The following is an 11,506-nucleotide window of genomic DNA, read 5'->3' on the forward strand; positions in this document are numbered from 1 at the left end:
GTGAGCACGGCACTGGAGTCCCTGCTCGATCTGCTCGACCTGGAGCGGATCGAGCGGGACATCTTCCGCGGCCGGTCCCGCTCCGCCGTCGTCCCGCGCGTCTTCGGCGGACAGGTCGCCGCGCAGGCGATGGTCGCCGCCGGGCGCACGGTCCCCGCCGACCGGCACGCGCACTCGCTGCACGCCTACTTCCTGCGCCCCGGCGACCCCGGCGCGCCCATCGTCTACACGGTGGACCGCATCCGCGACGGCCGCTCCTTCACCACCCGCCGGGTCGTCGCCGTCCAGCACGGGCAGCCGGTCTTCCACCTCTCGGCGTCCTTCCAGACGTACGAGGAGGGGCTGGACCACCAGGTGCCCATGCCGTCCGCACCGGACCCGGAGACCCTGCCCACCTCCGCGGAACGGCTGCGCGGCTACGGCCACCTGGCGCCCGAGGTGGTCGAGCGGTTCCTGGAGACCCGCGAGGCCGTCGACCTGCGCTACGTCGGCGAGCCCCCGTACGGGGAGTTCGGCGCGCCCCGCGAGCCGCACTCCCAGGTCTGGTTCCGCACCAACGGCAAGCTCGACGGCGCCGTCGACGAGCCCCTCCTGCACGTCGTCCTCGCCACCTACGTCTCCGACATGACCCTGCTCGACTCGGTGCTGCTCGCCCACGGGCGCGGCGGCTGGGCGGTCGGGGACGTCGTCGGCGCCTCCCTGGACCACGCCATGTGGTTCCACCGGCCCTTCCGCGCCGACGAGTGGCTGCTGTACGACCAGGAGTCGCCCTCGGCGTCCGGCGGGCGCGGTCTCGGGCAGGCCCGCATCCACACGCGGGACGGCCGGCTGGCCGTCACGGTGATCCAGGAAGGCGTGGTCCGCGTTCCCCGGGAACACTGAGGGGCATGGCGGACACCGCAGGAGAGTCGACAGCACAGGGGCCGGGCGGCGGCGAGAGCACCTTCACGGTGATCGTCGCCGCCCTGGCCAACCTCGGGATCGCGCTGGCCAAGGCGGTGGCCGGGGTGATCAGCGGATCCAGCGCGATGCTCTCGGAGGCCGCGCACTCGGTGGCCGACACGGTCACCGAGGTCCTGCTGCTCACCGCGCTCAAACGCAGCGAGCGCCCCGCCGACGAGGACCACCCGCTCGGCTACGGCCCCGAGCGCTACATCTGGGCGCTGCTCGCGGCCGTCGCCACGTTCGTCGGCGGCGCGGTCTTCTCCCTCTACGACGGCCTCCACACGCTCCTGTCGGGGGAGGAACTCGGCGACCCGCTGGTGTCGTACATCGTGCTCGCCGTCGCCTTCCTGCTGGAGGGCTTCTCGCTGCGCACGGGGCTGCGCCAGGCCCGCGGTGAGGCCGCCCGCCTGAAAGTGCCCTTCGGCCGCTACTTCCGGCGGACCGCCGACACCGCCGTCAAGGCCGTGGTCATGGAGGACTCCGCCGCCCTGGTCGGTCTGCTGCTCGCCGCCGGCGGCCTGCTCGGCGGACAGCTCACCGGGTCCGGGGTCTGGGACGGCGTCGCCTCGCTGTGCATCGGCGCGCTGCTCCTGTACGTGGCCTGGGTGCTGGGCCGCTCGAACGTGGAACTGCTCATCGGCCGTCCGCTGCCCCGCGCCACCCGGGAGCGGATCCGGGCGGAACTGCTGGCGGTGGAGCACATCGAGGCCGTACTGGAGCTGACGACGCTCGTGCAGGGGCCCAGGGAGGCCCTGGTGGCGGCGAAGGTCGACTTCCGGGACGTGTCGAGCGCGGCGCAGATCGAGTGGGCCTGCGAGCAGGCCGAGCAGCGGCTGCGCGAGGCGCTCCCCGTCGTCAGCCGGGTCTACCTGGACCCGACGCCGGGATTCGCGCAGCGCCGCTCGGAGGGTCTCAACCCGTGGCCGTGACGGGACGCGGTGGGCCCGGGCGCGGTCAGGCGGACAGGCCCGCCCGGTCGAGCAGGTACGCGGTCATCGGGTCGTAGAAGCGGGGGCTGACCACGTGGTCGTCGAGGGGGACCGCCACCTGGAGGGTGCCCTCGGCCTCGGCGAGGAAGAGGGCCGGGTCGTTGCAGTCGGCGTAGCCCACGGAGTCGACGCCGAGCTGGCCGGCGCACCCCGCCCAGCCGTGGTCGGCGACGACGAGGTCGGGCAGCGGGCGGCCCGCGCTGTCCAGGCCGGTGAGGACGGCGCGCATCGGCTCGCCGGAGTGGGTGTGCCACAGGGTGGCGCCGTGTTCGAGGACCGCCACGTCCGCGAACTGCACGACGTACCCCTCGTCCGTCCGCAGTCCCTCCGGGATGACGACGATCTCGCAGCCGGCGGCGCGCAGCGCGGCGGCCGTCGCGCGGTGCACGTCCAGCAGGCCGCCGGGGTGGCCGGTGGCGAACAGCACCCGCTGCCTGCCCGCGGCCGCCTTGCGCAGCCGGCCGGCCAGCCGCTCCAGGCCGTCGACGGTCAGATCCGGGTCGATGGTGTCCTGGCCCTGCCGGTACTCGGGGTCGTCGTTGACGCCGACCCTTTCGGCCATCACCGCGAGCACGTCCTGCTCGTCGCTCCAGCGGTCGCCGAGTTCCAGACCGAGCCAGAAGCCGCGGTCGCCGTTGGCCAGCTTGCGGTAGTGCGAGAGGTTGTTCTCGCGGGGCGTGGCGACGTCCCCCGCGATACGGGTCCTCACGAGATGGTCGACGAGTTCGGCGCGGCTGGGTGTCCCGGGTATCGGCATGGCTCCCATTGTGGGGCAGCCCGCTGCGCGAGTCCGCCGCGCGCCACGGGCTGGGACGCGGGTCACTCCCCGTGTCTCAGCGCGAACCACAGTTCCATGCGGACGTCCGGGTCGTCGAGGTCGGCCGCCAGCAGGGCGGCGCAGCGGGCGATGCGCTGCCGCACGGTGTTGCGGTGCACGGCCAGCGCCACCGCGGTCCGGTCCCAGCTGCCGTGCAGGGAGAGCCAGGCGCGCAGGGTCTCGGTCAGCGCGGGGTGCGCGGCGAGGGGGGCGAGGACGGCGCGGGCGTGGGCGGCGGCCTCCTCGGCCGGGACCAGGTCGCCGAGGCCGGGCCGGTCGCCGTGGCGGACCAGCGGGGCCCGGGTGGCGCGGGCGCGGGCCAGGGCGCGCGCCGCCTGGGTGTCGGCGGCCGGCCACTCCCGGGGCGGGACGGCCGCGCTGGCCCCGAGGGTCCAGCCCGGCTGCCGTACCGCTTCCCGCTCGGCCGGCAGCAGCACCCGTACGGTCCCGGAACCTTCGGTCAGGTCGACCAGCGCCGAGCCCAGGGCGGCGCCCAGCGCGGAGGCGGCGACGGCGTCCGCCGGCCGGTGCTCGGGGCGGCCGTGCACGACGGTCCACGGCCCCTGCCCGAGCAGCGCTGCCACGTCCTCGGCGGACGCCCCCAGCAGCATCCGGACGAGCGCGGCGGAGCGGGCCGCCGAGGTGCCGCTCTGGTGCTCGCCGGTCAGCAGGGACAGCAGCACGGCGGCCACGGAGGCGATGGTGTGGTCCCCCTGCTCGCGCCGCGGGGAGGCCACCGCGAGGACGAAGCCGTGGCCCGCGCCGAGGGCGTAGGCGGCGAGGTGGCTGCCGGCGACGGTGTCGGCGGCCGAACTGGGTGCGTACGGCCCGCCGGCCCCCGCCCCCGCCCCCGCCCCGGGGCCCGGCGGTGCCCCCGCCCCCGTCCGTCCCTGGGGAACCGCCCGTCCTGCGGGCCCCGGCCGCACCACCGCGGCCAGGCCGGCCAGGGCCGCTCCCACCTCCTGGGCGGGCTCCCGGCCCGCGGCGGCGATGCGGGTGCCGTCGGGGCCGTAGAGGACGGCCAGGCCGGTCAGCCGCTGGGCGAGCTGGCGCAGCACCGAGGGGACGGGGTCGGGGCGGGACGCGGCGGCGGCCAGGCTCTGCTGGGCCTCGGTGACCCGGCGCAGCTCGGCCGTCCGGGACTGGGCGACCAGTTGCCACACGGCCCGGGCGACCTTGGCGAACGTCGTCCGGGGCGGCACCTCCAGCAGCGGCAGTCCCCGGGCCTCGCAGGCGGCGCTCAGCGCGGGCGGGACCGTGTCGTGCAGCGGCGCCACACCGAACCCGAGGGCCGCGCCGCCCGCCGCGACGATCCGCGCGACGTAGTCGTCGAAGTACCCGGCCGGCGCGTTCCGCGGGATGTGCACGCCCGCCGTCAGCAGCAGCTCGCCGCCCAGCAGGTACGGGTAGGGGTCGGCCATCTCCGAGGCGTGCGCCCACTGGATGACGACGTCCGGCCCGGCGGGCCCGGCGAGCTGGCGCAGGGCGAGGTCGTCGCGGGCCATGAGCGCGGCCAGCGGGACCGGTGGGGTCGGCGGGACCACCTGGGTGAGGGGGCCCGCTGGGGCAGGCGTGTCCGGCATGGTGTGCGCTTCCTCCATCCCTGCCCCCTCGAATGGATGAAAAGTACACTTCGCAGTCGCTTTCCGGCCACCTAATGTCGTTCCAGACCCGGCGGCCGCGGGTACGGGCGGATGTCCCCGCGTGCCACTGCCGGCGCCCCCTTTCCGGGGGACCCCAGGAAATCCACACGTCTTTGCACGACCCGCCACCGGACAGTGCGCGAAGGAGGGCCCCACATGGCCGTCGACTACACGGTGATCGTTCTCTATCTGGCCGGCATGCTGGCCATGGGCTGGTGGGGCATGCGCCGCGCCAAGTCCAAGAGCGAGTTCCTGGTGGCGGGCCGCCGCCTGGGGCCCGCGATGTACTCCGGCACCATGGCGGCGATCGTCCTCGGCGGCGCGTCCACCATCGGCGGTGTGGGCCTCGGCTACAAGTACGGCCTGTCCGGCGCGTGGATGGTCTTCACCATCGGCCTCGGCATCCTCGCCCTCTCCGTGTTCTTCTCCGCCCGCATCGCCCGGCTGAAGGTCTACACCGTCTCCGAGATGCTCGACCTGCGCTACGGCGGCAAGGCGGGCATCATCTCCGGCGTGGTCATGTGGGCGTACACCCTCATGCTCGCCGTGACCTCGACCATCGCCTACGCCACGATCTTCGACGTGCTGTTCGACCTGAACCGCACGGTCGCCATCGTCATCGGCGGCGCGATCGTCGTCGCGTACTCCACCCTCGGCGGCATGTGGTCCATCACGCTCACCGACATGGTGCAGTTCGTCGTCAAGACGATCGGCGTACTGCTCCTGCTGCTGCCCATCGCCGTGGTCAAGGCGGGCGGCTTCGGCGCGATGCGGGCCAAGCTGCCGACCTCGTACTTCGACCCGCTGGGCATCGGCGGCGAGACGATCTTCACCTACGTGCTGATCTACACCTTCGGCATGCTCATCGGGCAGGACATCTGGCAGCGCGTGTTCACCGCCCGCAGTGACAGGGTCGCCCGCCACGGCGGCACCGTCGCCGGCACCTACTGCCTGGTCTACGCCCTGGCCGGCGCCGTCATCGGCACCGCCGCCAAGGTCCTCTACCCGCACCTGGGCAGCGCCGACGACGCGTTCGCCACCATCGTCAAGGACGAACTGCCCGTCGGCGTGCGCGGCCTGGTGCTGGCCGCCGCGCTGGCCGCCGTGATGTCGACCTCCTCCGGCGCGCTGATCGCCTGCGCCACCGTCGCCAACAACGACATCTGGTCCCGGCTGCGCGGCGCGGTGCGCCGCGGCGGCGAGGCGCGGGGCGACGGCCACGGCGAGGCGCACGACGAGGTCAGGGGCAACCGGGCCTTCATCCTCATCATGGGCGTCGGCGTCATCGGCACCGCGATCGCGCTGAACAACGTCGTCGAGGCGCTGACCGTGGCCTACAACCTGCTCGTCGGCGGCCTGCTCGTGCCGATCCTCGGCGGGCTGCTGTGGAAGCGCGGCACCGCGCCCGGCGCCCTCGCCTCCGTGATCGTCGGCGGCCTCGCGGTCATCGGCCTGATGGCGGGCTTCGGCATCCTCGCCAACGAGCCCGTCTACTACGGCCTGCTGTCCTCGCTGGTCGCCTACGTCGCCGTGTCCCTGGCCACCCGGCCCACCGACGAGTCCGTCCTCGCCGTCTGGCGCGAACGCCTCGCCGGCCGCACCCCCGAACCCGCGTCCGAACCGGTCCCGGCGCACCCGTAGAGTCGCCAGGGAAGCAGTACATGCGCGACGAAGCGCAGGAAAGAAGGCATTTCATCATGAGCAGCACCGAGACGCCCCGCGGCCCCGTCGACTCCTCCCGCGTTCCGCGCTACGCCGGTCCCGCCACCTTCGCCCGGCTGCCCCGCCTCGACGAGGTCGGCCGCGCCGACGTCGCCGTCGTGGGCGTGCCGTTCGACTCCGGCGTCTCCTACCGGCCGGGCGCCCGCTTCGGCGGTAACGCCATCCGCGAGGCGTCCCGGCTGCTGCGCCCCTACAACCCGGCGCAGGACGCCTCCCCGTTCGCCCTCGCCCAGGTCGCCGACGGCGGCGACATCGCGGTCAACCCGTTCAACATCAACGAGGCCGTCGACACGATCGAGGCCGCCGCCGACGACCTGCTCGGCACCGGCGCCCGCCTGATGACGCTCGGCGGCGACCACACCATCGCCCTGCCGCTGCTCAGGTCCGTCGCCAAGAAGCACGGCCCGGTCGCCCTGCTCCACTTCGACGCCCACCTCGACACCTGGGACACCTACTTCGGCGCCGAGTACACCCACGGCACCCCCTTCCGGCGCGCGGTGGAGGAGGGCATCCTCGACACCTCCGCCCTCTCCCACGTCGGCACCCGCGGCCCGCTGTACGGCAAGCAGGACCTCACCGACGACGAGAAGATGGGCTTCGGCATCGTCACCTCCGCGGACGTGTACCGCCGCGGCGCCGACGAGGTCGCCGACCAGCTGCGCGGGCGCATCGGCGACCGCCCGCTGTACATCTCCATCGACATCGACTGCCTCGACCCGGCCCACGCGCCCGGCACCGGCACCCCCGAGGCCGGCGGCATGACCTCCCGCGAACTCCTGGAGATCCTGCGCGGCCTGGCCTCCTGCAACCTGGTCTCCGCCGACGTCGTCGAGGTCGCCCCGGCCTACGACCACGCCGAGATCACCTCCGTCGCCGCCTCCCACACGGCGTACGAACTGACCACCATCATGAGCCGCCAGATCGCGGCGGCCCGCACCGCATGACGCGCTGAGGAGACCGAGCCCAAGTGACGCACGACCACGACCTGGTACTCCGCCCGACGCCCGCCCAGGCGGAGGCCGCCCTGAACCCTCCCCCCGGCCGCACCGGCGGAGACCTGGTCGTGGAGACCCTGGCCGGGCTCGGCGCGACCACCGTCTTCGGCCTGCCCGGCCAGCACGCCCTCGGCGTGTTCGACGCCCTGCGCCGCTCCGGCCTGCGCTACGTCGGCCTGCGGGTGGAGAACAACGCGGGCTTCGCCGCCGACGCCTACGGCCGGGTCACCGGCGAGGCCGCCCCGCTGCTCCTGTCGACCGGCCCGGGGGCCCTCACCTCCCTGGCCGCCCTCCAGGAGGCGGCGGCGGCCTCCGCGCCCGTCCTCGCGATCAGCAGCCAGGTGCCCACCGCCGGGCTCGGCGGCGGCCGCCACGGCTACCTGCACGAACTGCCCGACCAGGCGGCCTCGTTCCGCGGGGTGGTGAAGTCCGTCCACACGGTCCGCGCCCCCTCCCAGATCCCGTCCGCGATCGCCGCTGCCTGGCAGTCGGCGCTCACCGCCCCGCACGGCCCGGTCTGGGTGGAGATCCCGCAGGACGTCCTGCTCGCGCGGACCGCCCTGCCGGTGGTGACCGCGATGGACGCGACCCCGCAGGACCTGCTGCCGCGCCCCGAACTCACCGCCGTGGGCGCCCACTTGCTGTCCACGGCGGCCCGCCCGGCGATCATCGCGGGCGGCGGCGTCGTCCGCGCGGACGCCTCCGGGAAGCTGCGTGCCCTGGCGGAGAGGCTGGACGCCCCCGTCGTCACCACCTTCGGCGGCAAGGGCGCGTTCCCCTGGAACCACCCGCTCTCCCTCCAGTCCTGGCTGGAGGACCGGCACACCACCGACTTCCTGGAGGACGCCGACGTCCTGCTCGTCGTCGGCTCCGGCCTCGGTGAACTCTCCTCGAACTACCACACGTTCGCCCCGCGCGGCCGGGTGATCCAGATCGAGGCCGACCCCGGCAAGCTGGAGGCCAACCACCCCGCCCTCGGCATCCACGCCGACGCCCGGCTCGCCCTCCAGGCCCTCCTGGAGACGGTGGACGAACGGACGGACGACACCGCGGCCGGCCGCGTACGCGACCTCCTCGCCAAGGTCCGCGACCGCATCGCCGCCCAGGACCTCACCCTGGAGCAGGACGTCCTGGCGTCGGTGCGCCGCGCTCTGCCCGCCCGATCGCCGTCCTTCTGGGACATGACGATCCTGGCGTACTGGGCGTGGTCGGCCTTCGACGCCCAGGCACCCAACACCATGCACTCCGCCCAGGGCGCCGGCGGCCTCGGCTACGGCTTCCCGGCGGCGCTCGGCGCGGCCGTGGCCGACCCGACCCGCCCGGTGCTCGCCGTCTCCGGCGACGGCGGCGCCCTGTACTCGATCGCCGAACTGGCCACGGCCCGCCAGTACGGCCTGGACGTCACCTGGCTGATCGTCGACGACGGCGGCTACGGCATCCTGCGCGAGTACATGACCGACGCCTTCGGCCGGGCCACGGCCACGGAACTCACCCGCCCCGACTACGTCGCCCTCGCCGAGTCCTTCGGCGTACCGGGCGTGCGCACGTCCCCCGACACGCTGGAGGCCGACCTGGCGCGGGCCCTGGCGACACCCGGACCGTCGGTGGTCGTCCTCCCGGCGGTGCTGCGGATGTTCGCGCCCACGCACCTGGACCGACCGGCGGCGCGGGAGGCGTGACCGCCGGCGGCCAGGGGCGCGCTGCGGTCAACCCTCCACGAGCCGCCCGTACTTCTCCGCGTGCGCCGCGCGCTGTTCTGCGTACCCGTCCGCGAAGGCGCGTTGCGGGCCGGGGCCCATGGTGTGGGCCGGTACCTGCCTCAGCGGCAGCAGGCCGGGAATCGCGCCGTAGACCTCGGCGGCCGCTCTCCAGTGCTCCCCGCCGCGGCGCTTGGCCGCCATGAGGTGGTCCAGCAGGGACGCCATGGCCGTTTCGAGGAAGTCCGAGGGCTTCTCCTTCACCAGGAGGTCCTCCCGCCGCGGCGGCCGTCCCGTCTCCCCGGCCAGCAGACGTATCGTCCACAGCGCCGCGAGGAGCCGTCCGGACAAGTGGTGCTCGCCGTGCCTCTGTTCCGCCACGCGCTCTTCCTACCCACCGCGGTGACGCTCACCCGGCGCCGGTGAGGGGCGTGATCCGGTCACCCGTGCGGAAGTTGTCGCGTTCGTACAACCATTCCCGTGAATCTGTGCGTCCACTGGGTATGACTCACTGGATATCACGACGCGTCAGGGTGCTCGCGGCGATCGGCGCGGGCGCCGGGATGCTCGTTCCCTGCGTGGCCGCCGCGACGCCCGCGGCGGCCGCCGCACCGAAGGTCAGCTGCACCTCCGGCAGGGCCGGCCTGGCCGCCAAGCTGCAGAAGGACATCACCGCCGCCATGGCGGGCCGCAAGGGCTCCATCGCCGTCGGTGTGCGCGACCGCGGCACCGACACCACCTGCACCTTCCGGGAGTCGAGCGCCTACGACTCCGCGAGCGTGGTCAAGGTGACCGTCCTCGCCACCCTGCTGTGGGACGCCAAGAAGACGAACCGCAAGCTCACCGACCGCGAGGCCGACCTCGCCAAGGCGATGATCACCCAGTCGGACAACGACTCGACGTCCGCCCTGTGGAAGCAGCTCGGCGTGAGCAAGGTCAAGGGATTCCTGAGCGCCGCCGGCATGACCCAGACCAAGCCGGGCGCCGACGGCTACTGGGGCCTGACCCAGATCACCGTGCGCGACGAGCAGAAGCTGCTCGCCCTCGTCACGGGGAAGAACTCCCTCCTGAGCGACAACTCCCGCGCCTACATCCTCAAGCTGATGGGCCAGGTCGTGTCCTCCCAGCGCTGGGGCACCCCCGCCGGTGCGCCCTCCAACGTCGCCTGGCACGTCAAGAACGGCTGGCTGCAGCGCGCCACCCACGGCTGGCGGGTGCACAGCGTCGGCACCTTCAACGGCGGCGGCCACGACTACACCATCACGGTGCTGACCCAGGACAACAGCACCATGGACTACGGCGTCACCACCATCCAGAACATCGCCCGGGCCGTCCACAAGGACCTCGCGCCCACCGCGCGGTGGGTCAAGCGCGTGGAGCCCGCGCCCCGGCCCGCGGAGGCGACCGTCCCGGTGCCGCCGACCGGCTGACGCTTCACGACGCGGTGGCCCGCCCGTCACCCGGGAGCCCTACGGTGACGGTCATGCGTCTGAGAACCGTACTCGCGACCGTCACCGCCGCACTGGCGGCGGCCAGCTGCCTGACCGCCGCTCCGGCCGCCGCCTCGACCGCCCCCGCCGTCCTTGCCGCCCCGGTGGGCCGGGACCACGCCTGCTCCCCGTCCGTCTCCCTGGACCGCTTCACCGACGCGCTCGACAAGACGACGTACCAGGGCTCCTACGCCGGCAACTTCTCCGCGCTCGCGCGCGACCGGCACGGCGACCTGGCCGCGCTCTCCGACCGCTCCGAGCTGTTCACCCTGGACCGGCGCACGCTCAAGCCGACGGGCGTGGTCCGGCTCGCCGACGAGAGCGGCGCGCCGCTCGACTCCGAGGGCCTGGCCGTCGACCGGGACGGCACCCGCCTGGTCACCTCGGAGACCGAGCCGTCCGTACGCCGCTACTCCCGCGACGGCCGCGTCCTGGACCGGCTGCCGGTGCCCGCCGCGCTGCGCGTGGCCCCCGCCGGCCGGGCCGCCGCCAACCAGACCTTCGAGGGCCTGACCCTGCTGCCCGGCGGCCGCACCCTGCTCGCCTCCATGGAGTACGCGCTCAGCGGCGACGACGCCCGCACCGTCCGCTTCCAGACCTGGCGGCGCAGCGGCGACGGACCCTTCCGGCTCGCCGCGCAGTACGCCTACCGCACCGACGACGCGAGCCTCGGCGTGCCGGAGGTCCAGGCCACGCCCGACGGGCGGCTGCTCGTCCTGGAGCGCGGCTTCACCGCCGGCGTGGGCAACACCGTCCGCCTCTACCTCGCCGACCCGCGCGGCGCCACCGACACCAGCGGCACCGAGAAGCTGACCGGGCAGCCGGGTGTCCGCCTGATCAGGAAGACCCTCCTCACGGACGTCGCCGCCTGCCCCACGCTCGGTGCCACCGCCAGGCAGCCGCAGCCCAACCCGCTCCTGGACAACATCGAGGGCATGACGGTCACCGGCCACGACACCCGGGGCCGCCTGCGCGTCCTCCTGGTCAGCGACGACAACGCGAACCCGGCGCAGACGACCCGCTTCTACTCCCTGCGGGTACAGATCTGACCGCCTCCGGAGCGCCTTACGCCACTTTTCACCCCTTCTGACCTCCTTGAGCCCTTTCGAACCCTTCCCGGCCGCCTTCCGGCCCTCCGTCCCCTTCCCGGGCGGCCCCGCCGCGCCCGGCGAATGTTGCGGAGGGATGAAATCCGCCGCCGTCCTTGT

The 11,506-nt window shown here is 73.9% G+C and carries 10 protein-coding genes; 7 read left to right on the forward strand and 3 right to left on the reverse strand.

What is annotated here, in order from left to right:
• Positions 1-882 (forward strand): acyl-CoA thioesterase II, encoded by an 882-nt coding sequence (locus tag ABZ719_RS12845; protein ID WP_366725216.1) that lies wholly within the window; start codon positions 1-3, stop codon positions 880-882.
• A 5-nt stretch (positions 883-887) separates the two neighbouring features.
• Complete coding sequence (locus ABZ719_RS12850) at positions 888-1,874, forward strand: cation diffusion facilitator family transporter (protein ID WP_366725217.1); 987 nt, start codon at positions 888-890, stop codon at positions 1,872-1,874.
• Between the two features lie 25 nt (positions 1,875-1,899).
• Here ABZ719_RS12850 and ABZ719_RS12855 read toward each other — a convergent pair whose 3' ends face one another.
• Together ABZ719_RS12855 and ABZ719_RS12860 are read right to left on the reverse strand one after the other, a co-directional pair.
• Positions 1,900-2,691, reverse strand: coding sequence for a phosphatase (locus ABZ719_RS12855; protein WP_366725218.1), 792 nt, complete (start codon positions 2,689-2,691; stop codon positions 1,900-1,902).
• Positions 2,692-2,753: 62 nt separating this feature from the next.
• Positions 2,754-4,334, reverse strand: coding sequence for a PucR family transcriptional regulator ligand-binding domain-containing protein (locus tag ABZ719_RS12860; protein WP_366725219.1), 1,581 nt, complete (start codon positions 4,332-4,334; stop codon positions 2,754-2,756).
• Positions 4,335-4,550: 216 nt separating this feature from the next.
• Here ABZ719_RS12860 and ABZ719_RS12865 point away from each other — a divergent pair, with 216 nt between their 5' ends.
• From ABZ719_RS12865 to ABZ719_RS12875, 3 genes are read left to right on the forward strand one after another with little or no spacing between them, the layout of a single operon-like run.
• Positions 4,551-6,035: a sodium:solute symporter gene (locus ABZ719_RS12865; protein WP_366725220.1), complete on the forward strand. Its 1,485-nt coding sequence runs from the start codon at positions 4,551-4,553 to the stop codon at positions 6,033-6,035.
• Between the two features lie 56 nt (positions 6,036-6,091).
• Positions 6,092-7,060, forward strand: coding sequence for an agmatinase (gene speB / locus ABZ719_RS12870; RefSeq protein ID WP_366725221.1), 969 nt, complete (start codon positions 6,092-6,094; stop codon positions 7,058-7,060).
• A gap of 23 nt (positions 7,061-7,083) precedes the next feature.
• Positions 7,084-8,790 (forward strand): thiamine pyrophosphate-binding protein, encoded by a 1,707-nt coding sequence (locus ABZ719_RS12875; protein WP_366725222.1) that lies wholly within the window; start codon positions 7,084-7,086, stop codon positions 8,788-8,790.
• Positions 8,791-8,817: 27 nt separating this feature from the next.
• Here ABZ719_RS12875 and ABZ719_RS12880 read toward each other — a convergent pair whose 3' ends face one another.
• Positions 8,818-9,189: a hypothetical protein gene (locus ABZ719_RS12880; protein WP_366725223.1), complete on the reverse strand. Its 372-nt coding sequence runs from the start codon at positions 9,187-9,189 to the stop codon at positions 8,818-8,820.
• Positions 9,190-9,311: 122 nt separating this feature from the next.
• Here ABZ719_RS12880 and ABZ719_RS12885 point away from each other — a divergent pair, with 122 nt between their 5' ends.
• Together ABZ719_RS12885 and ABZ719_RS12890 are read left to right on the forward strand one after the other, a co-directional pair.
• Positions 9,312-10,238: a serine hydrolase gene (locus tag ABZ719_RS12885; RefSeq protein ID WP_366725224.1), complete on the forward strand. Its 927-nt coding sequence runs from the start codon at positions 9,312-9,314 to the stop codon at positions 10,236-10,238.
• 53 nt (positions 10,239-10,291) lie between these two features.
• Positions 10,292-11,347 carry an esterase-like activity of phytase family protein gene (locus ABZ719_RS12890; protein WP_366725225.1) on the forward strand — a complete coding sequence of 352 codons (1,056 nt, stop codon included), beginning with the start codon at positions 10,292-10,294 and terminating at the stop codon, positions 11,345-11,347.
• Positions 11,348-11,506 lie beyond the last annotated feature (159 nt).

The organism is Streptomyces sp. NPDC006743, from assembly GCF_040703815.1.
Classification (GTDB): Bacteria; Actinomycetota; Actinomycetes; order Streptomycetales; family Streptomycetaceae; genus Streptomyces.

What these genes read in the sequence shown, in the direction of transcription:
- ABZ719_RS12855 (WP_366725218.1), bottom strand. Translation starts at nt 2,691, where the DNA reads ATGCCGATACCCGGGACACCCAGCCGCGCCGAACTCGTCGACCATCTC.
- ABZ719_RS12860 (WP_366725219.1), bottom strand. Translation starts at nt 4,334, where the DNA reads ATGCCGGACACGCCTGCCCCAGCGGGCCCCCTCACCCAGGTGGTCCCG.
- speB (WP_366725221.1), top strand. Translation starts at nt 6,092, where the DNA reads ATGAGCAGCACCGAGACGCCCCGCGGCCCCGTCGACTCCTCCCGCGTT.
- ABZ719_RS12865 (WP_366725220.1), top strand. Translation starts at nt 4,551, where the DNA reads ATGGCCGTCGACTACACGGTGATCGTTCTCTATCTGGCCGGCATGCTG.
- ABZ719_RS12890 (WP_366725225.1), top strand. Translation starts at nt 10,292, where the DNA reads ATGCGTCTGAGAACCGTACTCGCGACCGTCACCGCCGCACTGGCGGCG.
- ABZ719_RS12885 (WP_366725224.1), top strand. Translation starts at nt 9,312, where the DNA reads ATGACTCACTGGATATCACGACGCGTCAGGGTGCTCGCGGCGATCGGC.
- ABZ719_RS12850 (WP_366725217.1), top strand. Translation starts at nt 888, where the DNA reads ATGGCGGACACCGCAGGAGAGTCGACAGCACAGGGGCCGGGCGGCGGC.